The organism is Pseudomonas sp. SWRI81, from assembly GCF_014268545.1.
Lineage (GTDB): Bacteria > Pseudomonadota > Gammaproteobacteria > Pseudomonadales > Pseudomonadaceae > Aquipseudomonas > Aquipseudomonas hamedanensis.
The window spans coordinates 1-25,527 of the sequence record NZ_JABWQS010000012.1; the positions used below are offsets into that span (position 1 = coordinate 1).

24 protein-coding genes are annotated in these 25,527 nt (G+C 62.3%); 7 read left to right on the top strand and 17 right to left on the bottom strand.

Going from position 1 to position 25,527, the window contains the following annotated elements; genetic code table 11:
* Positions 1 to 59 precede the first annotated feature (59 nt).
* From madM to pilG, 16 genes are all read right to left on the bottom strand, one after another.
* Complete coding sequence (madM, locus tag HU765_RS10160; protein ID WP_186620195.1) at positions 60 to 824, bottom strand: malonate transporter subunit MadM; 765 nt, start codon at positions 822 to 824, stop codon at positions 60 to 62.
* 5 nt (positions 825 to 829) lie between these two features.
* A complete protein-coding gene (gene madL, locus HU765_RS10165; RefSeq protein ID WP_016772756.1) occupies positions 830 to 1,222 on the bottom strand; it encodes a malonate transporter subunit MadL in 393 nt (130 codons plus the stop codon).
* 65 nt (positions 1,223 to 1,287) lie between these two features.
* On the bottom strand, positions 1,288 to 2,208 hold the full coding sequence (gene mdcH / locus HU765_RS10170; protein WP_186620196.1) for a malonate decarboxylase subunit epsilon: 921 nt from the start codon (positions 2,206 to 2,208) through the stop codon (positions 1,288 to 1,290).
* Complete coding sequence (locus HU765_RS10175) at positions 2,205 to 2,825, bottom strand: malonate decarboxylase holo-ACP synthase (protein ID WP_186620197.1); 621 nt, start codon at positions 2,823 to 2,825, stop codon at positions 2,205 to 2,207. The genes mdcH and HU765_RS10175 overlap by 4 nt, the downstream gene beginning before the upstream one ends.
* Positions 2,819 to 3,604 (bottom strand): biotin-independent malonate decarboxylase subunit gamma, encoded by a 786-nt coding sequence (gene mdcE, locus HU765_RS10180; RefSeq protein WP_186620198.1) that lies wholly within the window; start codon positions 3,602 to 3,604, stop codon positions 2,819 to 2,821. The genes HU765_RS10175 and mdcE overlap by 7 nt, the downstream gene beginning before the upstream one ends.
* A complete protein-coding gene (locus tag HU765_RS10185) occupies positions 3,601 to 4,452 on the bottom strand; it encodes a biotin-independent malonate decarboxylase subunit beta (protein WP_186552300.1) in 852 nt (283 codons plus the stop codon). The genes mdcE and HU765_RS10185 overlap by 4 nt, the downstream gene beginning before the upstream one ends.
* A complete protein-coding gene (locus HU765_RS10190) occupies positions 4,445 to 4,744 on the bottom strand; it encodes a malonate decarboxylase subunit delta (protein ID WP_056786420.1) in 300 nt (99 codons plus the stop codon). Before HU765_RS10190 ends, HU765_RS10185 begins: the two co-directional genes overlap by 8 nt.
* Entirely contained in the window at positions 4,744 to 5,604 is an 861-nt protein-coding gene (locus HU765_RS10195) for a triphosphoribosyl-dephospho-CoA synthase (RefSeq protein ID WP_186620199.1), read from the bottom strand. The genes HU765_RS10190 and HU765_RS10195 overlap by 1 nt, the downstream gene beginning before the upstream one ends.
* On the bottom strand, positions 5,604 to 7,274 hold the full coding sequence (gene mdcA / locus HU765_RS10200; protein ID WP_186620202.1) for a malonate decarboxylase subunit alpha: 1,671 nt from the start codon (positions 7,272 to 7,274) through the stop codon (positions 5,604 to 5,606). Before mdcA ends, HU765_RS10195 begins: the two co-directional genes overlap by 1 nt.
* A 248-nt stretch (positions 7,275 to 7,522) precedes the next feature.
* On the bottom strand, positions 7,523 to 7,888 hold the full coding sequence (locus HU765_RS10205) for a DUF6124 family protein (protein ID WP_186620203.1): 366 nt from the start codon (positions 7,886 to 7,888) through the stop codon (positions 7,523 to 7,525).
* A gap of 536 nt (positions 7,889 to 8,424) precedes the next feature.
* Entirely contained in the window at positions 8,425 to 8,895 is a 471-nt protein-coding gene (locus tag HU765_RS10210; protein ID WP_186620204.1) for a chemotaxis protein CheW, read from the bottom strand.
* The gene (locus HU765_RS10215) at positions 8,888 to 14,809 is read right to left on the bottom strand and encodes an Hpt domain-containing protein (protein ID WP_186620209.1); all 5,922 of its coding nucleotides are present in this window, start codon (positions 14,807 to 14,809) and stop codon (positions 8,888 to 8,890) included. Before HU765_RS10215 ends, HU765_RS10210 begins: the two co-directional genes overlap by 8 nt.
* 11 nt (positions 14,810 to 14,820) lie before the next feature.
* A complete protein-coding gene (locus tag HU765_RS10220; RefSeq protein WP_186620211.1) occupies positions 14,821 to 16,869 on the bottom strand; it encodes a methyl-accepting chemotaxis protein in 2,049 nt (682 codons plus the stop codon).
* Between the two features lie 225 nt (positions 16,870 to 17,094).
* Positions 17,095 to 17,634, bottom strand: coding sequence for a chemotaxis protein CheW (locus HU765_RS10225; RefSeq protein ID WP_186620213.1), 540 nt, complete (start codon positions 17,632 to 17,634; stop codon positions 17,095 to 17,097).
* 10 nt (positions 17,635 to 17,644) lie between these two features.
* Positions 17,645 to 18,010 carry a twitching motility response regulator PilH gene (gene pilH, locus HU765_RS10230; protein ID WP_039757553.1) on the bottom strand — a complete coding sequence of 122 codons (366 nt, stop codon included), beginning with the start codon at positions 18,008 to 18,010 and terminating at the stop codon, positions 17,645 to 17,647.
* A 60-nt stretch (positions 18,011 to 18,070) separates the two neighbouring features.
* Positions 18,071 to 18,475 (bottom strand): twitching motility response regulator PilG, encoded by a 405-nt coding sequence (gene pilG, locus HU765_RS10235; RefSeq protein WP_016772743.1) that lies wholly within the window; start codon positions 18,473 to 18,475, stop codon positions 18,071 to 18,073.
* Positions 18,476 to 18,700: 225 nt separating this feature from the next.
* On the opposite strand from pilG, the gene gshB reads away from it, so the two are divergent.
* The 7 genes from gshB to HU765_RS10270 all read left to right on the top strand — a co-directional run bounded on the left by gshB (position 18,701) and on the right by HU765_RS10270 (position 24,748).
* Positions 18,701 to 19,672 carry a glutathione synthase gene (gene gshB / locus HU765_RS10240; RefSeq protein ID WP_186620215.1) on the top strand — a complete coding sequence of 324 codons (972 nt, stop codon included), beginning with the start codon at positions 18,701 to 18,703 and terminating at the stop codon, positions 19,670 to 19,672.
* 107 nt (positions 19,673 to 19,779) lie between these two features.
* Positions 19,780 to 20,679 (top strand): energy transducer TonB, encoded by a 900-nt coding sequence (locus HU765_RS10245; RefSeq protein WP_186620217.1) that lies wholly within the window; start codon positions 19,780 to 19,782, stop codon positions 20,677 to 20,679.
* A gap of 171 nt (positions 20,680 to 20,850) precedes the next feature.
* Positions 20,851 to 21,423 carry a YqgE/AlgH family protein gene (locus tag HU765_RS10250; RefSeq protein ID WP_186552289.1) on the top strand — a complete coding sequence of 191 codons (573 nt, stop codon included), beginning with the start codon at positions 20,851 to 20,853 and terminating at the stop codon, positions 21,421 to 21,423.
* Positions 21,423 to 21,860: a Holliday junction resolvase RuvX gene (gene ruvX / locus HU765_RS10255; protein ID WP_041476809.1), complete on the top strand. Its 438-nt coding sequence runs from the start codon at positions 21,423 to 21,425 to the stop codon at positions 21,858 to 21,860. Before HU765_RS10250 ends, ruvX begins: the two co-directional genes overlap by 1 nt.
* 81 nt (positions 21,861 to 21,941) lie before the next feature.
* Entirely contained in the window at positions 21,942 to 22,448 is a 507-nt protein-coding gene (pyrR, locus tag HU765_RS10260; RefSeq protein ID WP_186552288.1) for a bifunctional pyr operon transcriptional regulator/uracil phosphoribosyltransferase PyrR, read from the top strand.
* Between the two features lie 27 nt (positions 22,449 to 22,475).
* The gene (locus HU765_RS10265) at positions 22,476 to 23,480 is read left to right on the top strand and encodes an aspartate carbamoyltransferase catalytic subunit (protein WP_016772736.1); all 1,005 of its coding nucleotides are present in this window, start codon (positions 22,476 to 22,478) and stop codon (positions 23,478 to 23,480) included.
* Positions 23,477 to 24,748, top strand: coding sequence for a dihydroorotase (locus tag HU765_RS10270; RefSeq protein WP_186620219.1), 1,272 nt, complete (start codon positions 23,477 to 23,479; stop codon positions 24,746 to 24,748). The genes HU765_RS10265 and HU765_RS10270 overlap by 4 nt, the downstream gene beginning before the upstream one ends.
* A 151-nt stretch (positions 24,749 to 24,899) precedes the next feature.
* On the opposite strand, the gene HU765_RS10275 is transcribed toward HU765_RS10270, so the two are convergent.
* Positions 24,900 to 25,334, bottom strand: coding sequence for a TM2 domain-containing protein (locus tag HU765_RS10275; protein ID WP_186620221.1), 435 nt, complete (start codon positions 25,332 to 25,334; stop codon positions 24,900 to 24,902).
* Between the last annotated feature and the right edge of the window lie 193 nt (positions 25,335 to 25,527).

The window sequence follows — 25,527 nt, forward strand, 5'->3', positions numbered from 1 at the left end:
GGCTCGCTCCCACAGGGAAATGCATTCCAACTGTGGGAGCGAGCCTGCTCGCGAAAGCGTCAGCCCATCAACCCGCGCATCGCCAGAAACAATAGCGAAGGTCCGAGCAGACACCCAAGCGCTGTATAGAACGCCGCCGTCAGGCACCCATAAGGCACCAGTTTCGGGTCAGTCGCCGCCAGCCCGCCGGCCACACCGCTGGAGGTACCCATCAAGCCGCCGAAGATCACCGCACTGCGCGGATTGTTCAGGCCGATCATCGGTGCCACGAAGGGTGTCATCACCATTACCAGAATCGCCTTTATCAAGCCCGCCGCAATCGACAGTGCCATGACTTCGGAACTGGCGCCGATCGCCGCGCCGGTCACCGGGCCGACGATGTAAGTCACGGCGCCTGCGCCAATGGTGGTCAGGCTGATCGCATCGGTGTAACCGAACGCCATCGCCACGCCGACCCCGGCCACGAACGAAGTGCCCACGCCCACGAACAACGCCAGCACACCGACAAATCCGGCGCGCTTGAGCTCATCGACACTGACCCCGAATGCTGTGGCGACAATCGCAAAATCCCGCAGCATTGCGCCCCCCAGCAGACCGATGCCGGACAGCAGCGGAATATCCACCACACCCTTTTGCCCACCGGTCAGCGCACCGCCGACATACGACAGCACCAGCCCGAGCAGAATGGCGATCGCCGAACCGTGCAAACGACCCTTGGTGAACGTGTTGGACATCCAGTAGGACACCCACATGGTCAGGCCGACAATCAAAAAGCCGCTGATCAACCCGTAGCCGGTGATCACTTTCATCATTGATTCGTACATGGCGATTACCCCGCAGTCTTGGCAGGAGCAATCGGCGTCTCTTGCTTGTTGCCCATGCGTGTCAGCACCGGCACCAAGGCAAAAGCGATTACTACGGCGAGGGTACCGGCGAGAATCGCCATCGGCCCGCCCTTCAGTGCGCCGTAGACGTTCTGCTGCGCCGCCATGGCCACGACGATAGGGATGTAGATCGCGCTCCAGAACTCGACGCCCTGCTCGGTCTTGCCCTTGAGCCAGCCGCTCTTGTAGAGGTAGCTGCCCAGGCCGATCAACAGCAGCATCGCAATACCGACGCCGCCGACATTGGCCGGCACGCCGATCAGCTTGCCGAGCAATTCACCGACCCAGATACCCACCAGCGTACAAAAGGCGAGAAACGCCACACCGTAAATAATCATTGTTGTAGTCCTCAATGTGCATCGTCGAATGTTGTTTTTGTTGTTCGAAGCTTGAGTCGGCGGTTTTAGAGTTGGCGGCCACCGTCCTCTCGCAACAGCGCTTGCAAGGTATCGAGGCGGGCACTGTCGAAGGCAGTGACGGTGCCCTGCTCGAACACCCGGCGCGCCAGCCCGGTCAGCACCGCACCGGGCGGCAGTTCGATGTGTAAACGCACGCCGCGCTCGTAGGCGCTTTGCACGGTGCCGCGCCAATCCACCACGCGGCACATGTTGCAGGCGAGGTCGTCGCGCAGCGCTTCTACTTTGGTCACAGGGCGACCACGGCTACCACTGAGATAGGCAATCCGTGGGGTTTTCAGTTCGACCTTGGCGAAGGCTTCCGCAAGGGCCTGCGCCGGTTTTTCCAGCAGCGGGCAGTGCGATGGCACGCTCACGGCCAGACGTTTCGCCAGTCCGGCGCCACGGCTGCGCGCCAGCTCCGCTACCGTTTGCATGGCCGGGTCGCTGCCGGCGATCACCACTTGGTTATCGGCGTTGATATTCGCCAGATACACCGGTGTTTCTTCGCTGTGCACCTGGGCCAGCAGCGTTTCGACGGTGGACAACTGCAAGCCGATGATGGCGGTCATGCCGTACCCCTGTGGATAAGCTTGCTGCATCAGTTCACCGCGCAGGCTGACCAGATGCAGCGCATCGCTGAAACCCAAAGCCCCCGCCACCACCGCCGCGGGGTATGCGCCGATGGACAGGCCGGCGACGTAATCAACGCTGAGTCCGCCCGCAAGCAACTGCCGCGATGCCGCAACACCAGCGATCAGCAGGCACAGTTGAACCGCCCTTGTTGTGCGCAGCGCCTCGGCAGAATCGAGCAGCAAAACGTCCTCGCCGAGCACATCACTGGCCTCGGCCAGCGTTTCCCCTGGCAAACGCTGGAGCATGCCCGCGCGCTGTGCGCCCTGACCGGGAAACGCCAGCAAACTGCTCACGCTGCCTGCTCCTGCGGGTTCCACGGATCAACTACCAATTCAGCCTGATGTGCATTTTTCAGCAGCACCCGTGCCGAACCGCTGGCCCATTCACGCAAGGCGACCGCGCCGAATGGCGTCTGCAATTGCAAGTCGATGCGGCACACAGCTTGATCAAGCAACTCGGCCAGTTCGCTTGCCTGATGACGGGTAATCCTCTGCGGCGTACGCAAAATCAAATCAAGATCGCTCGCCTCATGCATCGCAACAAATCCGCTGGCCAATTCAAACCCGACACTGCCGCTGACACCCCAGACCCAACCGCAATCGTCGAGCAGCGGGCGCACTTGCCTCAGCGCGTGCATGACCGGCAAATCACGTTGGCAATCAACATGACTCAACGCTTCAGGACTGACCCGCCGCGTAACCGAGTCAACCGCCATGAACGCCGCCAGTCGCTGCTCACGCGCAACCCCACGCACACCGACGGCGACAAAACCTTCAGCGCTCAACGCCCGCCGCACCACCACCGGTTGCCCGGCGGCTAGCGACTCGACGGCCCAGTGCGGCGCATCTGCCGGCAACTGCGCAGGCGTCATTCCCCAGAGCAGGTCGTGGGCCAGAAACCTGTTCACCACTGCGCCCTCAGCAGTTCGCGAACATGGCTTGAAGCAGCACGATTGTTCGCGCCAAGGCGCCCTTTCAAATCGGTACTGTTGACATCGCTGATCGCTTGCTTCAGGCACTCGACCACCCGTGCCAGATCTTCCGCCGTCGGCTGTTCGATCTGCTGCACCGAAAGGGTTTCCCAGAGCAGACCGAGGCTGGCGTAGCTGTCGATGTCGTAAGCCATCGGCGGCACGCTGGCGGCCAGCGCTTCCAGTTCCTCAACGCTGCGCAACGTCACCCGCGCCGCCGAAGCCTTGCCCATCGCATGCACCATCACACCGGGGTCGCGCAGGGCAATGATGCGATTGGCCTGATAACCATGCGCCAGAAACGCCCCGGACATCGCCTTGCCCACCAACAGCGCAATCACCGGATGCCCAGCCAACCGGGCACGGGCATAACTGTCCGCCGCGCCGGCCAGCGCCTGATGAATGCCGAGGGCCTCTTCGCGCCGACCATAGGCTTGGCTCGGTACATCGACGATGGCGATGATCGGGCGCTTCTGTGCGCTGTCGCGGTCGGCACTGATCGCTTCATCCACAGCCTTCGCCAGACCCCAGCCTTCGAGCAAACCGACCTCACCGTTTCGGGCGCGGGGAAAACGATTGTCCGGGTCTGCGACCACAGCGATGAATCGCCCGAGCTCAGCATCAGCCACCTTCAATGAGGGCGGCAAACCTTCGACGACACTGGCGCCAGCGCTGAGCGCGTTGAACCAGCGCAAACCGCGCAGTGAATAACTATTCATGAGCGCTCTCCTTGATACAGATCGCGAACCACCGCCGGTTCGATTTGCCGGTCAGTGTTCAAACTGCCGAGGCGTTGCAGAAACCATTCGGCGCGTTGACTGCGCGGCTGCGCCGGCAAGCCTTGCTGGAGCAGTTCGCCGACCTGCTGACGAATCTGCGCCACGTCATCGCCGACATAACGATCCACCAGACCGCTGTTGAAGCGCTGTTCGCCGCCGGTCAGGCTCCAGATGAATGGCCGGTCACGGGAATCGTATTCTTCGATCCCTGCTTCCTGCTCGATCACTTGCGGACCGTTCAGGCCGAGGCGTGCTTCCTGGGTTACCAGCAAATAACTGCACAGCGCCGCAGCAATCGACATGCCGCCAAAGCAACCGACACTGCCGGCGACCACACCGACCACCGGCTGGTATTGCTGCAAATCGACGATCGCCGCATGAATATCGGCAATCGCCGCCAGCCCGAGGTTGGCTTCCTGCAAACGCACGCCACCGGTTTCCAGCAGTAACACCGCGCGGGTCGGGATGCCGTTGCGGTTGTCCTCGGCGGCCAGTTCCAGCGCACCGGCGATCTTCGCCCCGCCGACTTCGCCAAGGCTGCCACCCTGAAAAGCGCCTTCAATCGCGGCGATCACCACCGGCAAACCGTCGAGACTGCCCTTGGCGATCACCACGCCGTCGTCGGCCTGCGGCACCACGCCCTGGCGTTCAAGCCATGGCGACATCACCCGTTGAAACGGATCGAGCAGTTCGCGAAAGGTCCCGGCGTCGAGCAAGGCTTTCGCCCGTTGCCGCGCGCCGAGTTCGACGAAGCTGTGTTTGTTGAGCAGCGCTGCGCTGTCAGTCATGGCCGATCTCCTCGAAACCCTGTTCCAGACGCAAGCGCACCACCCCCGGCGTCGCGCCGAAATCGTGGATGTCGATGGCCATCGCCGGCGGCGTGGTGCCGTCGAACATCCGTGCAAACAGGTGCTGCCAGCGCTGCTGTGCGCCGTTGACCGAAGTCTGCACGTTGATGGTCAGCTTGCCGGCCAGGCCCGGTTCGATCAGCACTTCCAGATCACCCGAGCCGACACAACCGACCAGCGCACGCCCACGTGGCGGCTGCCCGGCGGGGAATTCAAACGATAGGCTTTCCATCAAAACGCTCCCTGAACAATGCCGTCGCGCTCGATGCGATCGAGCAGCAGCGTGGCGGCGAGCAAGTCGGCGGCGCCACCGGGCGAGGCATTCAATGCGATGAGTTGTTGATCGAGTTCATGCAGTCGGCGGCGACCGCTGAGGCTGGCGCTGCCACCGGCATCGAGCACCGCTTGTGCGCCGCGTTGCATGGCGTGCAGGCCGGGTTCGCCGGCGCGGTAGAGCACGCAGGTGTCGGCCAGCTCGGTCATGATTGCGAGCAAGGCGTCGAGCCGGGCGTTCTGTTCGCCGTGGCCGTTGGCGCGGCTTTTGTGCAGTTGCGGCAGGCCGCGTTGCAGCACGGACGGGAAGCCCAGTTGCGCTTCTTCCCGGGCACCGCGTGCGCCGTAGCGCTGGGCGACTTGTGCACCGTGGCTTAACGGTTTCGGTGCATAGCGGTCGTCGAGCAGTGCCAAGCGTGCTGCACAAAACGCCGTAGCGGATTTCGGTTGCAGGGCTGCTGCCGTGACCAGCAATCCCAACGCCCAGATCGCGCCGCGATGGGTGTTGACGCCGTTGGTGGTGGCGAGCATGGCTTGTTCGCCTTCACGACCGATGCGGCCAATGGCTTCGCGCAGCGGCAAACCGACTTCGCCGATTTCGACCGCTGCTTCAGCCATTTCCTTGAACGCCGGCCACAACGCCAACGCCGAAGCGTGCATCAGGCCCAGGTGCAGGTCGGTGTGCGCGCCATTGCCGCGACGATCCACCAGTGCCGGTTTTGGCGACAAATCGGCTTCGTCGATCAGCGCGTCCACCGCCAGATCGGCCAGGCGTTCAGCCAGTGACAGCGGCTTCGCTTGCAGGTTGAGTGCGTGCATTACCAGCTCCTGAATTTGGCGGGCGGGTTGTAAAGGCCGCCGGACCACTCGACCAGATCAGCGACGCTTTTCGCCGCGAGCAACTCGCGAGTGGCGTCAGTACGGCGAATGCCGAGGTCTTCGGGCAACGCGATCAGGCCTTCGCGGCGCATGCGTTCGGTGTCTTTCGGGTTGTGGCGCAGGCCGATGGCGGTAACCCCGGCAACCGCTGCGATCATCGCCTGCCGCTCTTCCAGCGAGCGCGCCTTGTACAGATAGGCGATGCCTTCTTCGGTGAGCAAGTGGGTGACGTCGTCGCCGTAGATCATGATCGGCGCCAGCGGCATGCCGCTTTTCTTCGCCACTTCGACCGCGTCGAGGGTTTCGACGAAGGTCGGTTTGCCGCCCTCCTGAAAGGTCTCGACCATTTGCACGACAAGTTTCTTGCCGCGCTCGAGCATCGGTTGCGGCGCATCGCCGTGGCGCATGTCCAGCCACGCCGGGGTGCCGTGACGGCGGCCACGCGGGTCGTGGCCCATGTTCGGCGCGCCACCAAAACCGGCGAGCCGACCACGGGTTACGGTCGAGGAATGGCCATCGCCATCGACCTGCAATGTCGCGCCGATAAACAGGTCCACCGCGTATTGTCCGGCCAGTTGGCAGACCATACGGTTGGAGCGCAGCGAGCCATCGCGGCCAGTGAAGAACACGTCGGGCCGAGCGGCGATGTAGTTTTCCATGCCCAGCTCGGTGCCGAAGCAATGCACACTTTCGACCCAGCCGCTCTCAATTGCCGGGATCAGCGTCGGGTGCGGGTTGAGGGTCCAGTTGCGGCAGATCTTGCCTTTCAGACCGAGGGATTCACCGTAAGTCGGCAGGATCAGTTCGATGGCGGCGGTGTTGAAACCGATGCCGTGGTTGAGCGACTGCACGTTGTGCTTTTCGTAGATCCCGCGAATCGCCATCATCGCCATCAACACGTGCACAGGCTTGATGTGCCGTGGATCGCGGGTGAACAGCGGTTCGATGTAGAACGGCTTGTCGGCCACCACGACGAAATCGACCCATGAGGCGGGTATGTCCACGCGGGGCAATTCGCTGACGTCGTCGACCAATTGGTTGACCTGGACGATGACGATGCCATCGCTGAACGCGGCCGGCTCAATCAGCGCCGGGGTGTCTTCGGTGCTCGGGCCGGTGTAGATATTGCCGGCGCGGTCGGCCATGAACCCGGCCGAAAGCACGACGTTGGGGATCAGATCCACGACGAGGCGGGCGTAGAGTTCGATGTAGGTGTGGATCGCGCCGACTTCCAGCAAGCCGTCTTCCAGCAACTGGCTGATGCGCAGGCTTTGAGTACCGGCGAAGGAGAAATCGAGCTTGCGGGCGATGCCGCGTTCGAACAGATCAAGGTGCTCGGAGCGGCCGACGCTGGGCATGATCATATGCAGATCGTGGAGCTTGGTCGGGTCGGCCTTGGCCAGCGAGCGCGAGAGGAAATCCGCCTGCTTCTGGTTGTTGCCCTCCAGCACCACGCGGTCGCCAGGATGGATCAACGCTTCGAGCGCGGCGACGATCTTGTCGCTGGGCAACACCGCGCCATCGGCCAGCCCGCGCACCTTGTCCAGGCGGCGCTGCTTCTCATCACGCCGCCGCGTCCAGCGCGAGTCGGGGGAAATTGTTGTTGTCATGCTCACTCCACGGGGTTCGCTGTCGTGGAGCCAAGTTAGGCGTGTGCGGGACGGGCATCAATCAAGCTGGGTGGTGAATCATTACGCCGAGCGTAACGTTCGGAATAGCTATCGCGAGCAGGCTCACTCCTACAGTTGGAATGCGTTCCCCTGTAGGAGTGAGCCTGGACGCGGCGGCGTGATGAGAAGCAGCGCCGCCTGGACAAGGTGCGCGGGCTGGCCGATGGCGTCGGTGGGCTCACCACATCTCAGTCAGTGGGCACCAAGTTGTCCAGCACCCGATTCACCGCCATCTCCGCCACCATCACAATCTGCGCGATACCCTGCAGGGTCTTGCGCTGGGAACCTTCAAGCGAGGCAGCATGGTCATGCAGCATCACCGTTGCCGAACCTAGGGTTTCACAGGCATCGGCCAGCAGTGATTCGGTGTCGGCGTCGGGGTTGGCCATGTACAGCGTGTTGGGGGTGTACGGCGGGGCCATGAAGTCAGCGCTGGGCGGGCCGAGGTAATGGTCGAGGGCGCGCTCGGCGGCTTCGTGGAATTTCTTTGAGTCGGGGGATTCGTAGGGAGATGCCGGGTCTGTGGCCGGCGGGTTGGGCGTTACTTTGAACATGAGCTGTGTTCCCGTTGTTGAGCGCCAACCCCTTGGCTACTAAACGAAAGGGAGGCAGCTGTACGCAGGTTAGTAGACCGGGGAACTCAGCTTAAGCCGGCGCGCCGAAGCGCCCTACGTACAGCCACCATCAAGCTCAGATGCGGAACACCTGTGATGAATGCACGACCAGCTGAATTACCGCGGGCTACTAAACCCGATCACTGGGAATCAGTGACCCGATCCACGTTACGCAGCAAGCCCTGGGCGCACAAGCCGGCGGATTCTGGCGCAGGCGTAGGCAGCGGCGCAAGGATTTGTAGGCTGGAGGGGCGTAACACTGGGTGTCTTTAAACGCCGGTAAGGATTGGTGTTTATTGAGCTACAGGAATTGAGGATCTACCTGTGGGAACTTGGTGATGCGACTGGCGTAATCGCGAGCAGGCTCACTCCTACAATGGATCTGCGTCCGGCCGCAAAATCTTCATGCACCGCAGCCCCTCTGTAGGAGTGAGCCTGCTCGCGATGAGGCCAGTCGGTGCGATCAAAACTCAGGATCAGCCCACTAGGCCAGCCTCCACCAACAACCGCTCCAGCCCCAACAAATCCGGCACCTTCGCCACCTGATCCCCCACCTGCACCGCCGCTTGCTCCAGCCCACACAACGGCACGTCAACGTAACTCAACTGGCTATCAAGCTTGTAAGACCGAGGAATCCCCTGCACCAGCAGCGCAAAGAATTTCAGCTCCGGCAAACCGCCCAAGGCATTCAGAATCACGATCCGCGCCCGTTCGCCAATAACGATTTTCTGCCCGCACGCAGACTCGAAACTGATCAACGGAATCTGCCGTTCACGCCAGGTCACCCGACCCAGGTACCACGGCGGCGTGTCGAGGTCGAAGGCGCTGGCCTGGTAGTCGATCAGCTCGGCGATGGCGACGTTGGGCAGGATCAGGTTGCGATCGGCCAGCGGCAGCAGCAGCCCGGTGAGTTGGCTGGTGCGCGGGTTGTGCCGGTGTTCATGCATGTTTCTTGCTCCACTGGGCGATGCTCTCCAGCAGCACCGATTCCTGATACGGCTTGCCAAGGTAATCGTTGACGCCGATGGCCATGGCGCGGTCGCGGTGTTTCTGCCCGGTGCGCGAGGTAATCATGATGATCGGCAGGTGTTGCAAGCGTTCGTCGTTGCGCACCTGAGTGGCGACTTCGAAACCGTCCATGCGTGGCATTTCGATGTCAAGCAGCATCAGGTCCGGCATGTGCTCTTCGAGCAGCAGCATCGCATCGACGCCGTCCTTGGCGGTCAGCACGTTCATGCCGTGGCGTTCGAGCAAGCGGCTGGTGACCTTGCGCACCGTCACCGAGTCATCGACGACCATGATCAGCAGCGGCTTGTGCGGTTCGCTGTCGATCTCCCCGCGCGCCGGTTCCTGCGCCAGCCGCGCCTGCATCGCACGGATCGGCGCGAGCAGGTCGAGGATCAGCACCACCCGACCGTCGCCGAGTATCGTCGCCCCGGTCACGCCCTGCACCGCCGCGAACTGCGGGCCGAGGCTCTTGACCACGATTTCGCGAGTGCCGGCCATGGCGTCCACCAGCACCGCAATGTGCCGGTCGTTGTAGTGCACCAGCAGCACCGGCAATGGCTGATTCAGCCCGAGCAGCTTTGGCCGTGGCGCGGTTTTCAACAGCTCGCCCAGGTAGCACAGCTCATAGCGCTGGCCGCCGTATTGGTAGCGCGGCGGATCGTGACGGAAATGCCCTTCCAGATCATTCGGCAACACGCGCACGATGCCTTCGATGGTGTTCAGCGGAATCGCATATTGGTCCTCGCCGCACTGCACCATCAGCGCGCGGTTGACCGACACAGTGAACGGCAGGCGAATGCGAAAATGCACGCCCTGCCCCGGCACCGAATCGATGCTCATGCTGCCGCCGAGCTGGCGCACCTCTTCATGGACCACGTCCATACCAACGCCGCGCCCGGAAATCTGGGTGATCTTTTCCGCCGTGGAGAAACCCGGCTGGAGGATGAATTGCAGCACATCGCGGTCACTGATTTCGGCGTCGGGCGCCAGCAAACCGCGCTTGATCGCCTTGCGCCGCACGGCTTCCAGCGGCACCCCGGCGCCGTCGTCGCGGATGTCGAACACGATGTCGCCGCCCTCGCGGGACAGGTCGAGGGTGATTTGCCCTTGCGCCGGTTTGCCTGCCGCCAGCCGCACTTCAGCGGATTCGAGGCCGTGATCGACGGCGTTGCGCAGCATGTGCTCCAGCGGCGCGGCCATGCGTTCGAGGACGTTACGGTCCATCTCGCCATCGGCATTGCCGACAACAAACGCGACATCCTTGCCCAGTTCTTCGGCGACCTGACGGACGATGCGTTTAAGGCGCGGCACCATGCGTTCGAACGGCACCATGCGCGTGCGCATCAGGCCTTCCTGCAGTTCGGTGTTGATCCGCCCCTGTTGCTGCAACAGGTTCTCGGCGTCGTGATTACGCCGATCGAGGGTTTCCTTGAGGTCGAGCAAATCCGAAGCAGATTCGAACAACGCCCGCGACAGTTGCTGCAACTGCGAATGACGGTCCATTTCCAGCGGGTCGAACTCTTCGTAACCGAGGCGTTCGCCGTCGACTTGCTGACGGCTGAGAATCCGCCCCTGGGTTTCGGTGTCGAGGCGGCGCAACTGATCGCGCATGCGCTCGAGGGTGGTTTCCATCTCGTTGAGGGCAATCTGCGCATCGTTGACTTGCTGTTCGATTCGTCCGCGAAAAATCGAGGTTTCCCCGGCCAGATTGACCAGCTCATCGAGCAGCTCGGAGGACACCTTGACCATGTCCGCGGCGGCATCGGCGGTCGGCGGCGCAGCCTCGGGCTTGGGCGCAGAGGTCAAGGCAGGCGTCGGTGCCGGCGGCGCTTCGACCTGCGCTGGATGGCTGAAATTCTGGATCGCGCTAATCAGCCGATCGGCTGGCGGACAAGGCTGGCCGGCACGCACGCCATCGAGCATTTGCGCCAGTCGGTCATGCCCACGCTGCACCAGTGCAAATAATTCTGCCGAGGGCTGCAACGCACCGGTGGAGAGGCTTTCGTAAAGAAATTCCAGCTCATGGGCAAGGTCGCCGATCGGGCCGATCTCGACCATCCGCGCACCGCCCTTGAGGGTGTGCAGATCGCGCAGCAGGGTTTCCACTTCCTGACGATTGCCTGGCTCGGCCTGCCAGCGCAGCAGCGCGGCGCCGGAGCTTTCGATGATGTCGAAGCCTTCTTCGAGGAAAATCTCCAGCAACTCCGGATCGTGCCCGGCGCTGTCGTGATCGGCTGGCGCGGACGCTGTAGCGCCGACGGTCTGGCCCTGGCGCAGCTCACGAATGGCTTCAATCAGGTCCTGCGCCGGGTTCGGCGGCTGGTGGTTTTGCAACTGCTCAACCAGCAGCGCCAGACGCGCATGGCTCTGCTGCAACAAGCGGCCAAGGGCTTCGCTGTGGCTATAGCGTCGGTCCGCCAGGCCTTCGTAAAGGCTTTCCAACTCTTGAGCCAGATCGCCGATGGCCTCGACCTCGGCCATCCGCGCGCCGCCCTTGAGGGTGTGAAAATCGCGCTGCAACGAGGACAGCGGCGCAGTGTTATCCGTGTCGCTGAGCCAGCGCCCCAACGCCTGACTGGCGCTGTCGAGAATATCGACGGCCTCTTCGATAAAGATCTCGACGATCTCGTCGTCTGCGTCCGCAGCGTCAGAGGACTGCTGCAATTGCGCGGTGGCACTGCCCAGTTCGTGAATGCTCAGCGTGCGACTGCCATCGCTGCGAATCAGGCCCATGGCCGACGGATCGAGACCTTCATCGAGCAGATTCTGCAAGGCATGGATCCGCGCCGGTTGCGCGATGATTTCCTGGCCGGCGGCGAGTTCGTCAAGCATGTTGATCAGCGCTTCATGGGCGAGTTGCGCCTCGTGAAAAAACCGCTCGCTGACCGCCAGGCTGCTTTCTTCCACCGCGCCATAGAGGTCGAGCAAGGCTTCGCACAAGCCGTCGACCGGCGACAGATCGGCGAGGTGCGCGCCCTCGCCCAGGGTGGTCAGTTCATCGAGCAAGGCGCTGAGTTCCTGGCGCTCGCCGGGGTGTTGCTGCCAGCGCTGCAACAGGCTTTCGGCGTCGAGCAGGATGTCCATGCCCTGGGCGAGGAAGTTGTTGATTAGTTGCGGATCGCGCTTGACGCGCAAGCCGGTGTCGGGAGACTCGAAGTTCGCTTGCAGACGCTCGGCAAGCAGCGCATCGGTGCGCTTGATCAGCGATTGCGCGCCGACAATCGGCGCCAGCGGATCGTGCTTGAGCTGACGCAGGCCGACGCGAAACAGGCCCTCGGCTTCAAGCAGCAACTCCACTTCATCAAGGTCCAGCGGCAACTGGTGCGCCTTGAATTCCCGGGCCAGTTGATCCAGCGACGCGGCGAGTTCAGCCATCGGCAACACACCGGCCATCGAGGCGCTGCCCTTGAGCGTGTGCAGCGCGCGTTGCAGCTCATCGCTGGCCTGCAACGGCACGTGCTCGGCAGCCTGATCGAGGAAACGGTTGAGGCTGGCGAGGTGGGTTTCGGCTTCGTTGCGGAAGATCTCCAGCAACAACGGATCGAGCGCGGCGACGTCATCGGTGTCTTCGGCGGCCAGCGGCTCATCGCCCTTGGCCAGCGCATGGGCGCGGGCGGCGAGCTGGTCGACGTCGCTGCGCTGACGCTGTCGATGGGTGGCGAATTCGCTGATCAGCTCGGGCAGCAGCAACACTGTGTCGTCGAGTAACTCGCGCAGCACTGCGCCGGGTTCGACGCTTTGCTCCAATACGCGGTTGAGCAGGTTTTCCACGGCCCAGGCCAGTTCGCCGAGGACCAACGCGCGGACCATACGCCCGCTGCCCTTCAAGGTGTGGAAGGCGCGGCGCAGTTCAGTCAGCGCGGCGCGGTCCTGCGGATTGGCGGTCCAGCGCGGCAGGTATTCGTGGAGGACTTCAAGAACCTCGTCGGTCTCTTCGAGGAACACCTCGCGCAGCTCATCGTCGACCGGTTCTTCGTCAGCCGGCGGCGGCATCAGGCTGCCGGGGGTCGTGCGTGCCGGCGGATTGAGCGCCGACAGCGGACTGGCCAGCACTTCGGCCAGCGACTGCACGACTTCGGGATCATCGAGCGTTTGCAGATCCTGCATGACCCGCGCTTCGCTGGGGCTAAGCACCTCGTCGAGCACCGGCACCTGCGCCTCGCCGGGCTGCTCGCTTGGAAAGAAGCCGAGACTGGCAAGGCCGTTCCGGGCGACATCGAGCAGATGCTCGGCGGGAGCCTGTGGGTCATCGCTAAGGCGTTCGAGGTAATACTCGAGGCTGCTGATCACATCGGCCAAGTGATCGAGTTGTTCCCAACCGGGCTCGTGGGCATCGAGCATCAAATGCTCGCGGATAAAACCATTGCAGGCTTCGACCAGACTCGCCGCACGCGTCAGCGGAATCATCGCCAGCGCCCCGCGCACCTGGGTGAGCAGGTCGGGCAGTGGTTGCAGATGCTGGCGGTCCCAATCGGCGTCGATGTAGTCGACGATCATGTCCTTGGCCTGTTGCAGGCAAATGCGCGCTTCCTTGATCACAATCTGGTGGATCTGTGTCAGGTCGGTGGTCGGCAGGCGCGCGTCGTCGGCGCTTTGCGTTTCCACTGTGCCGACCATGCCGGCCAGCGTCGCTTCGACGTAGAGCAAAGCCCCGGCAACGTCCATGAGGATCGCGTCGTTCGGTTCGCGCTGGCCCTGAGCGAGGCTGAGCACTACCGCCAGTTGGTCGATGATGACTTTGCGCGGCTGGCCGAAACCCAGCACCGCGAGGGTATCGGCGATCTGCCGCAGCGGTGCGAGCAGACTGTCGAGATCCGAGGCGTGCTGGCGGTCGCTGCGCACGAACAGGTCGAGGCGCTCCTTGACCCGCACCAGCTCTTCGCAAAGCGCAGCCAGCACCGAGCGCATGGCATCGCGATCAGGCCCGGCGAGGCGCGCGCGTTCTTCATCGACCATCGCGCTGTCGGGCAACGCGTCGTCCAGGGAGTAGCGATCTTTCATGGTCAGCATCTGCCCGGTGGGATGTTCGGCTTTGGCAATATAGAACAGCAGGCTTTTGAGCAGTTCTGGCGGGGGCGGCTGGTTGAGTCCGGCCATGCCTTGTTCGAGCAGGCGCTTAAGCTCTTTGTCGGCATTCTTGAACAGACTGCGCAGCGCCGGGCTATTGCCGATGGCGCCTTCGCGCATGCCCTCGACCAGCGCCGAGGCGACGTGCCACAGCGGACTCAAGGGCGAATCGCCGCTCAGCGTCTCAAGGCGAGTGAAGACTTTACTCAGGTAATCGAGGTGAGTCTGATCGTCCTGTTCGCGCATCAGACCGACCAGAGCCATCTGCAGCATCTGCCGCAGTTTGCGCAGCACATTGGCCAGCTCTGGCGGTTCGAGCAGGGCCAGCGCCTCTGCGCTCAGCGGTGCCGGTTCGGGCAACTGCGGGCTGAACAGACTGGTTTCCGAGAGCAGGCTTTCACCGCGAGCGCTGCGCAGGTCATTGATCAACGGTAACACCACCAGCGGCAGGTCGCGGCGGGCATTTTGCACGCGGTCGAGATACGTCGGCAGTTGCCCCATGGCTTGCAGCAACAGATGCAGGGCTTCGTCGCGGTGCAGCACGCGTTCTTGCTGCAAGGCCTCGACCAGTTGCTCCATTTCTTCGGCAAGCAACGCGGCGCCGTAGAATTCGACCATTTGCAGACTGCCGTGCACCTGATGAACGTATGCCAGGCACTCGTCCAGCCCGGGAAAGGCCTGCGGATCATCAAGCACGGCTTCGATCGCCTGATGCGCCAGCCTCAGCGTTTCGGCAATTTCGCCCTTGACCCACTCCAGGGCCACATAGTCGTGCCGATCCCCCATAACCACTCCACTCACGCTTTGTCTGTCGTCGCCGGCAGGGTGAAACCGGATACCGAGCGACGCAACTGACTGGCCATTTTTGCCAGATTGCCGATGCTCTCAGCGGTGGCCGTGGAGCCCGACGAGGTCTGCGAGGTGATCTGCTGGATCACGTTCATCGTCAGCGAGATCTGCCCGGCCGAAGACGTCTGCTGCTGCGCCGCGTTGGAAATGCTCTGGATCAGCGCCGCCAGGGTTTTCGAAACGCCTTCGATTTCTTCCAGGGCCACACCGGCATCCTGCGCCAGTCGCGCGCCGCGCACCACTTCGGTGGTGGTCTGCTCCATGGAAATCACCGCTTCGTTGGTGTCGGCCTGAATCGCCCGCACCAGTGTTTCGATCTGCCGAGTGGCGGCGGAGGATCGCTCAGCCAGACGCTGGACTTCGTCGGCAACCACGGCAAAACCGCGCCCGGCATCGCCGGCCATCGACGCCTGAATCGCCGCGTTGAGGGCGAGGATGTTGGTCTGGTCGGCAATGTCGTCGATCAGGCTGACGATGTCGCCGATTTCCTGGGACGACTCGCCAAGGCGCTTGATGCGCTTGGCGGTGTCCTGAATCTGTTCGCGAATATTGTCCATGCCGTGGATGGTGTTGTGCACCACCTCGTTGCCCTTGTTGGCAATTTCCACGGAACGTTCGGCCACCGCCGACGATTCGGCGGCGTTGGCTGAAACCTGATCGATGGACTCGGCCATGTCACTGATCGCCGTCGACGCTTCGGAAATCTGCTGGGCCTGTTGCTCCGAGGCCTGCGCCAGGTGCATGGCGGTGGCCTGGGTTTCCTGCACGGCAGCGGCGACCTGGCCGGCGGTGAGGTTGATGGTCGCGACCAGATCACGCAACTGGTCGACGGAATAGTTGATCGAGTCGGCGATGGTGCCGGTGAAGTCTTCGGTCACCGAAGCGGTCACGGTGAGGTCGCCGTCGGCGAGGTCTTCGATCTCGTCGAGCAGGCGCATGATCGCGTTCTGGTTGCGCTCGTTTTTCTCGGCGGTCTCGCGCAACTGGCGATTGGTTTCGCGGACCATCACCAGACCGATGAGAATGATCGAGGCCAGCGCCAGCAAGCCCAGCACGTAGCCACCGATGGTGTCGGTATTGCGCCCGCTGGCGAGGTTCTCGAAACCGGTGGCCAGGTGCGAGGCTTCGTCGAGCAGGGTTTGCGACAGGCTGAAAATGTTGGTGGCCGATTCGCGCACCTTGAACAACTCCGGCGAGGTTTCGAGGATTTCATCCACGGAGCCGGAGACGAACTGGAACAGTTCGGAGATTTCGCTCAAACGCGCGCGGGCGTCGCGGTCTTCGACCTGGCTGATTTTCAGCGCCGGGTTGCCCTGCAACATGCCATTGAGCACCTGACCGAAACGTGTGGCGTCACGACCAAACGCGTCGGCGGCCTGCTGGGAGTTTTCGTCGCCGGCCAGCACGGTGTTGACCGCGCCGAGGATGCGCTCGGCCAGCAGCGATTGACGCTGGGCCATCGCCACCTGGCCCGCCGGAGCGCCGCGCTGGAGCAGAATTTCCACGACCTTTTCGTATTCGATCTGCAACTGCGGCACGGTTTCGGCCAGGGTCGCGGCGACCTGGTGCAGCGACAGCACGGTCTGCTCGCTGGTGAGGATCGCGTCAGTGTTTTTCAGCAGGCGTTCCCAGTCCAGTTGCACCGCGCGCATTTCCGGGCGCACGGCAGCCGGTGCCGGCGGCAGCCCGGTGTTCGGGTCGCCTTTTTTCAAATAACCCCAGCGCTGGGCAAAATCGTTGCGCGCATCGCTGAGCAATTTGAATGCTGCCGCCTTGCCCGCCGCCGCTTCGGTGGCGTTTTTGGCGATGCGTTGCGAGAGCACGCGCAGCTCACCGGCGTGGCCGATGTACTGCTTGTCGTAGTTCGCCTGGGTGTTGAGGTAGGCGAAGTTGGCGAACAGCAGCATGATGAACACGATCAGTGCGATAAACAGCACGATGATCTGCGCGCGACTGCGCGATCCTTCTGCCGACTTGCCTGTTTTTGCTATTGTCATCGGTCCTCGCCTTTAACCCACACCTTTGAGGCCTGCTGCAATCCCTGTGGGAGCGAGCCTTGTGGCGAGGGGATTTATCCCCGTTCGGCTGCGAAGCAGTCGCAAAAACATCGCATGCGCTGACAGTGGTCAGGCGTTGCAGATTTTGGGGCCGCTGCGCGACCCAACGGGAATAAATCCCCTCGCCACATGGCCCGCGTCCACATGGGTACTGTGTTGTTCCTGCTATATCGCAACACCCATGAACACCGGGGACTTGGCCAGTGCAAACAGGCTGAACACCCGCCAGTTCTGTTCGCGACGGAAATAGCCTTTGACGAACTCGGCCTTCGAACCCTGGCGCTTGCTGATCGACAGCGGCTCGAAACTGCCCTGCTCGAAATGCTGCAAGCCAATGACCTCGTCGACCATCAGCCCGGCAAACACATCCCCGTGTTCCACCACCAATACCCGCCGTTGCTTACGCAGTGGCGACAGCTCATGACCGAAGAACCCGCACAGGTCCATGATCGGCAGCAGCCGCCCGCGCAGATTAGCCACACCCTTGACCCACGGTTTGACCCCGGGCAACTGGGTGAAGCGCGGCTCGTGCAGCACTTCGCTGACTTCGCCCATCGGCGCCACATACCAATGCTCGCCAAGGCGAAAGCCGATGCCGCTCCAGCGATCCTGGCGTGCCGCTTGCGACGGCAGGTCCGCCGCCAGCAAGCGGCAGCGCTGGTCGATCTGCCAGAGCAGTTCGAACGCGGTCAGCGATTCGCTCATGATCGCGCGATCAGCCTTTGAGCACGTTGTTGAGGGTCTTGATCAGGGTGTCTTCGTCGACCGGTTTGGTCAGATAGTCCTTGGCGCCCTGACGGGTGCCCCAGACCTTGTCGGTTTCCTGATCCTTGGTGGTGATGATGATTACCGGGATATGTGCGGTGTCGGCGTCCTTGGTCAACTGACGGGTCGCCTGAAAACCGTTGAGGCCGGGCATGACGATGTCCATCAGCACCGCATCGGGTTTTTCCTGGCGGGCCAGGGCCACGCCATCGGCGCCGTTCTCGGCCTTGAGTACTTCATGGCCGTGCTTTTCGAGCATGCCGGTCAGTTTGTACATTTCAGTCGGCGAATCATCGACGATCAGGATACGTGCCATGGTCTTCCCCATTTTTCTGGTCGACTGCCGGCCCGCTGGCCGAGCGTCACTGTGCGTGTCTTACTGCGGCAAAACAGCGGCGAAGCCCGGAACATGGGCCTGGATCGCATTGAGCAGTTCTTCTTTGCTGAACGGCTTGGTCAAAAATTGATCAGAACCGACAATCCGCCCCTTGGCCTTGTCGAACAGCCCGTCCCTGGAGGACAGCATGATCACCGGCGTGGCCTTGAAGGCGCTGTTGTTCTTGATCAAGGCGCAGGTCTGATAGCCATCCAGACGCGGCATCATGATGTCGACAAAGATGATCCCCGGATGGTGGTCGGCGATCTTCGCCAGCGCATCGAAACCGTCGATGGCGGTGATCACTTCGCAACCGACATTCTTCAACAATGTTTCGGCGGTGCGGCGAATCGTTTTCGAGTCGTCGATCACCATGACCTTCAAGGCGCTGGACTGCTGTTCCATAAGAGGGTTCTACCGTCGCCTTTGCGAATCAAATTGTCCGTTTTGCTGTGAGTTTTGGCCCCAAACCCTTGATAGCCAAGGGGCGGCGCGCTCTGCCAGCCTTTTTAGCACAGTCTCCAGATGCAATCTATCGACGGGTTTTTCCTTGACCCGAAACACGCCCGGCGCCACTCTGGCGGCACTTTTTCAATACCGATCCGGTAGCCAAATTTCGAGGAAAACCCAATGAGCGTTCGCGTCGGGATTGTCATGGACCCTATCGCCAGCATCTCCTATAAAAAGGATAGCTCGCTGGCCATGCTGCTGGCCGCGCAGAAGCGTGGCTGGGAATTGTTCTATATGGAGCAGCGCGACCTGTATCAGGGCGAAGGCCAGGCACGGGCGCGGATGAAGCCGCTGAAAGTGTTCGCCAATCCGGAAAAATGGTTCGAACTGGACGCCGAGCAGGACCATCTGCTGAGCGACCTGGACGTGATCCTGATGCGCAAGGATCCGCCGTTCGACATGGAATTCGTCTACTCCACTTATCTGCTGGAGCAGGCCGAAGCCGCCGGCGTGCTGGTGGTCAACAAGCCGCAGAGCCTGCGCGACTGCAATGAAAAGCTGTTCGCCACGCTGTTCCCGCAGTGCACGCCGCCGACCGTGGTCAGCCGCCGCGCCGACGTGTTGCGCGAGTTTGCGGCGAAACACGGTGACGTGATCCTCAAGCCGCTCGACGGCATGGGCGGCACTTCGATTTTCCGCCATCGTGCCGGCGACCCGAACCTGTCAGTGATCCTGGAAACCCTGACCGCGCTCGGCGGCCAGCAGATCATGGGCCAGGCCTACCTGCCGGCGATCAAGGACGGCGACAAACGCATCCTGATGATCGACGGCGAGCCGGTGGATTACTGCCTGGCGCGCATTCCCGCCCAGGGCGAAACCCGTGGCAACCTCGCTGCCGGCGGCCGTGGCGAAGCGCGTCCGTTGAGCGACAAGGATCGCTGGATCGCCGCCCAGGTCGGCCCGACCCTGCGCGAGAAAGGCCTGCTGTTCGTCGGCCTCGACGTGATTGGCGAACACCTGACCGAAATCAACGTCACCAGCCCGACCTGCATCCGCGAAATCGACAATGCGTTTGGCACTGATATCGGCGGCATGCTGATGGATGCCATCGATAAAAAGCTGCAAGCGGCCGGCAAAAAGCCACAAGCTTGATGCACGTCACATGCAGTCTGTCGCTTGAAGCGTGAAGCCCAAGGCGCGAAACCAACATTGCGTTATCATGCGCAGCCTCTGAAAAACGCGATGTTGGTTTTTTTGTCATGACCCTCCCGTCCGATCTGCCCGCTGAACTCGCCCATCGTGGCGTGCGCCCGGCCGATCGCCTCGGTTTTACCCTGTTTCTCGCGGCGCTGATTCATTTGGCGCTGCTGCTGGGTGTCGGCTTCACCATGGTCGAGCCGCAGCAGATCAGCAAAACCCTGGAAATCACCCTGGCCACTTTCAAGGCCGAGAAGAAACCTGAGAAGGCTGATTTCCTCGCCCAGGAAAATCAGGAAGGCAGCGGCACGCTGGACAAGAAGGCGATTCCCAAGACCACCGAGGTCGCCCCGTTCCAGGACAACCAGGTCAAAAAAGTCACCCCGCCGCCGGCCGCCAAGCCAGAAGTGCAGGAAGCTGCGCCCAAGGCAGCGGTGACCACCGTCGCGCCGAAACCGAAAAAAGCGCCGACCAAAAAAGAAGAAAGCAAAACCGAAGTCAAACCGACAGTCGACGCGCCGACGTTCGACAGCTCACAGCTGTCCAGCGACATCGCCAGCCTCGAAGCGGAACTGGCCAAGGAACAACAGCTGTACGCCAAACGCCCGCGCATCCACCGCTTGAGCGCCGCCTCGACCATGCGCGACAAAGGCGCCTGGTACAAGGACGACTGGCGCAAGAAGGTCGAGCGCATCGGCAACCTCAATTATCCCGAAGAGGCACGGCGCAAACAGATCTACGGCAATTTGCGTCTGATGGTCTCGATCAACCGCGACGGTTCGCTGTATGAAGTGCTGGTGCTCGAATCCTCCGGCCAGCCGCTGCTCGATCAGGCGGCGCAACGCATCGTCCGTCTGGCCGCGCCGTTTGCACCGTTTACCGGGGATCTGTCGGATATCGACCGCCTGGAAATCATCCGCACCTGGAAATTTGCCCGGGGCGACAGACTCTCCAGCAACTGACACACCGCAAATCCCTTGTAGGAGTGAGCCTGCTCGCGATAGCGGTGTGCCAGAACCTGAATATTTGGCTGACACTCAGCTATCGCGAGCAGGCTCACTCCTACAGTTGATCGGTGTGTTGCTTACATCTCCAGCTTGTCAGTTCGCCGCTCGAACGCCACACTAGCGCACATGAAAAACGTCAGCCCCAGCTACCTCAAGCATCACTTCCTGATCGCCATGCCACACATGGCCGACCCGAATTTTGCCCACACCTTGACCTACATCGTCGAGCACACGGCCAATGGCGCGATGGGGTTGGTGGTGAACAGGCCGCAAGAGTTGAGTCTGGCCGACATCCTCGAACAACTGCGCCCGGACATCGAGCCGCCGGCCCTGTGCGAGCATGTGCCGATCTTCATCGGCGGGCCGGTGCAGACCGATCGCGGCTTTGTCCTGCATCCCGCCGGCCAGATCTTCCAGGCCACCGCGCAGCTGGAAGGCGACCTGGCCCTGTCCACGTCGCAGGACGTGCTGTTCGCCATCGCTGATGGCGTCGGCCCGTCGAAAAGCCTGATCACCCTCGGCTACGCGGGCTGGGAAGCCGGGCAACTGGAAGCCGAACTGGCCGACAACGCCTGGCTGACCTGCCCGTATAACGCCGACATCCTCTTCAATACCAGCAGCGAGTTGCGCCTGGAAGCGGCGGCGCGGCATTTGGGGGTCGACCTCAATCTGTTGACCAGCCAGGCAGGTCACGCCTGATGGCCCTGCGCCTGATTCTCGGCTTCGACTATGGCACCAAACAGATCGGCGTCGCGGTCGGCCAGGTCATTACCGGCCAGGCCCGCGAGCTGTGCACCTTGAAAGCGCAGAACGGCGTGCCGAACTGGGATCAGGTCGAAGCGCTGATAAAAGAATGGAAGCCCGACGCCGTGGTGGTCGGCCTGCCGCTGAACATGGATGGCACGCCCAGCGACATGTGCGTACGCGCCGAGAAGTTCGCCCGACGCCTCAACGGCCGCTACAACCTGCCTTTCTATACTCACGACGAACGCCTGACCACCTTTGAAGCCAAAGGCGAGCGGCTGGTGCGTGGCGGGCAGAAAGGCAGTTACCGCGACAACCCGGTGGACGCCATCGCCGCCGCTCTGCTGTTGCAGGGCTGGCTCGATGAAAACACTGCATTGTTTGAATCCTGACAAGCGCTTCGGCGCTTTTCTTTTGGTTATAAACCGAGCTTCGTCCGGCAGGACGCGGCCCGGATTCACGAAGGAGCAACCATGAGCCTGCCCAATCCCGCCGATCTGATCAGCCAGATGGCGACCCGCCTCAAGGCGCACCTTGCCCAGCGTGACATCAGCGAACCGCGTTACATCGGCATCCGCACTGGCGGCATCTGGGTCGCGCAGGCACTGCTCAAAGAGCTGGCCAGCGATGCGCCACTGGGCACGCTGGACGTGTCCTTCTACCGCGACGACTTCAGCCAGAACGGCCTGCACCCGCAAGTGCGCCCGTCCGCCCTGCCCTTCGAGATCGAAGGCCAGCATCTGGTGCTGATCGACGACGTGCTGATGAGCGGTCGGACCATCCGCGCCGCCATGAATGAACTGTTCGATTACGGCCGCCCCGCCAGCGTCACCCTGGTCTGCCTGCTGGATCTGGACGCCGGTGAGCTGCCGATCCGCCCGAACGTGGTCGGCGCCACCCTGACACTGGCCGCCAACCAGCGGGTCAAGCTGTCCGGCCCCGAGCCGCTGACGCTTGAACTGCAAGACGTCACCCTTTAATCCGCCCTATTGAGAGTCCCCCTCGCGATGACGCCTCTAGATACCAAGCGCCCGCTGCAGCTCAATGATCAGGGCCAACTGCGCCACTTCCTCTCGCTCGATGGCCTGCGCCGCGAGTTGCTGACGGAAATCCTCGACACTGCCGACTCGTTCCTCGAAGTCGGTGCACGGGCGGTGAAAAAAGTCCCGTTGCTGCGCGGCAAGACCGTGTGCAACGTGTTCTTCGAAAACTCCACGCGCACCCGCACCACGTTTGAACTGGCAGCCCAACGGCTGTCGGCGGACGTGATCACCCTGAACGTGTCGACATCGTCGGCAAGCAAGGGCGAAACGTTGCTCGATACCTTGCGCAACCTTGAAGCCATGGCCGCCGACATGTTCGTTGTGCGCCACGGCGATTCCGGCGCTGCGCACTTCATCGCCGAGCATGTCTGCCCGCAAGTGGCGATCATCAACGGCGGCGATGGCCGTCATGCGCACCCGACGCAAGGCATGCTCGACATGCTCACCATCCGTCGGCACAAGGGCGGATTCGAAAATCTCTCGGTGGCCATCGTTGGCGACATCCTGCATTCGCGGGTGGCGCGCTCGAACATGCTTGCGCTGAAAACCCTCGGTTGCCCGGACATCCGCGTAATTGCGCCGAAAACCCTGCTGCCGATCGGCATCGAGCAATACGGCGTCAAGGTCTACACCGACATGGCCGAAGGCCTGAAAGACGTCGACGTGGTGATCATGCTGCGCCTGCAACGTGAGCGTATGACCGGCGGCCTGTTGCCGAGCGAGGGCGAGTTCTACCGCCTGTTCGGCCTGACCACCGCGCGACTGGCCGGGGCCAAACCGGATTGCATCGTCATGCACCCGGGGCCGATCAACCGTGGCGTGGAGATCGAATCGGCGGTGGCCGATGGTCCGCACTCGGTGATCCTCAATCAGGTGACCTACGGCATCGCGATTCGTATGGCCGTGCTGTCCATGGCCATGAGCGGGCAGACTGCGCAACGTCAATTCGAGCAGGAGAACGCCCAGTGAAGCTCAGCATCCTCGGCGCACGCGTCATCGATCCAAGCAGCGGCCTGGATCAAATCACCGACATCCACGTTGAAGCCTGCAAGATCGTCGCCCTTGGCGCCGCGCCGGCCGGTTTCAGCGCAGTAGAAACCATCGATGCCAAAGGCTTGGTCGCCGCGCCTGGCCTGGTCGACCTCAACGTCGCCCTGCGCGAGCCGGGCTACAGCCGCAAAGGCTCGATCGTCAGCGAAACCCGCGCCGCCGCTGCCGGTGGCGTGACCAGCCTGTGCTGCCCGCCGAAGACCAAACCGGTGCTCGACACCTCGGCCGTGGCTGAGCTGATCCTCGACCGCGCCCGCGAAGCCGGCAACACCAAGGTGTTCCCGATAGGCGCACTCAGCAAAGGCCTGGACGGCGAGCAACTGGCCGAACTGGTGGCCTTGCGTGACGCCGGTTGCGTGGCGTTCGGCAACGGTCTGGAGAGTTTCCGCAACAGCCGCACCCTGTGCCGGGCGCTGGAATACGCGGCGACCTTCGATCTGACGGTGATTTTCAACTCGCAGGATCACGACCTGGCCGAGGGCGGTCTGGCCCATGAAGGCGCCGTCGCCAGTTTCCTCGGCCTGCCGGGCATCCCGGAAACCGCCGAAACCGTGGCGCTCGCTCGCGATCTGCTGCTGGTCGAGCAAACCGGCGGGCGTGCGCACTTCAGCCAGCTGACCAGCGCTCGCGGCGTGGCGTTGATCGCCCAGGCGCAGGCCCGTGGCCTGAAAGTCACCGCCGATGTCGCGCTGTATCAGTTGATCCTGACTGACGAAGCGCTGATCGACTTCAACAGCCTCTATCACGTGCAACCGCCGCTGCGTACCCGTGCTGACCGCGATGGCCTGCGCGAGGCGGTCAAGTCCGGCGTGGTTTCGGCGATCTCCAGCCATCACCAGCCCCACGAGCGCGACGCCAAACTGGCACCGTTCGGCGCGACCGAGCCGGGCATCAGCAGTGTTGAACTGTTGCTGCCACTGGCGATGACGCTGGTGGAGGATGGTTTGCTCGATCTGCCGACGCTGCTGGCGCGTCTTAGCGCAGGCCCGGCGCAAGCGCTGCGCTTGCCGGCGGGCAAACTGGCAGTGGGCGGTGCGGCGGATATCGTGTTGTTCGATCCGAAGGCATCGACGGTGGCGGGTGAGCAGTGGCTGTCGAAAGGCGAGAACTGCCCGTTCATCGGCCACAGTCTGCCGGGGCTGGTGCGCTATACGCTGGTGGATGGGCGGATCACCCACCAGGCATAACCTGCTGCTGAGGAACTTGTGGCGAGGGGATTTATCCCCGTTCGGCTGCGAAGCAGTCGCGAAGCCATCGCGCGCGGTGGATCATATCCACCGCGTTCTCAGATTCAGGACCGCTTCGCGGCCCAACGGGGATAAATCCCCTCGCCACAACTTATTGGAAGGCGCCGCGATTCTGCGCGTTACGCACCGACACCTGATCGTTCAGCGTCCAGAAGTCATACAGCACGCCGAGAAAAAACAACCCGCCCGTCAGCAGATACAGCAAACCGCTGATCCATTTGCCCTGATACATCCGGTGCACGCCGAACACACCGAGGAAGGTCAGCAGGATCCACGCGACGTTGTACTCGATCGGCCCGGCGGTAAAGCGCAGGTCTGCTTCGCGATCCATCGCCGGGATCAGAAACACGTCGATCAGCCAGCCAATCCCCAGCAAACCGAAGGTGAAAAACCAGATCGTCCCGGTCACCGGCTTGCCGTAATAAAAGCGGTGCGCGCCGGTGAAGCCGAAAATCCACAGCAGATAGCCGATGACTTTGCTGTGGGTGTCTTTTTCCTGCACACGGGGTAGCTGATAGCTGTTCATTAAGACCTCATTGCACTCGATAGATAAATATTCTTCATTTCTTTGTGACTTTTTTACAGGTGCCCGACGTATGGCAAATGTTACCGTTGCTAGCGCGAAACCCTTGTAGAACCTGACTTCTGTCGGACAATTGCGTACTTTTTGTGCTTTTTTGGTTCCGTAGCAAGCCGAAGGAATCGATGAACGGCCTCGG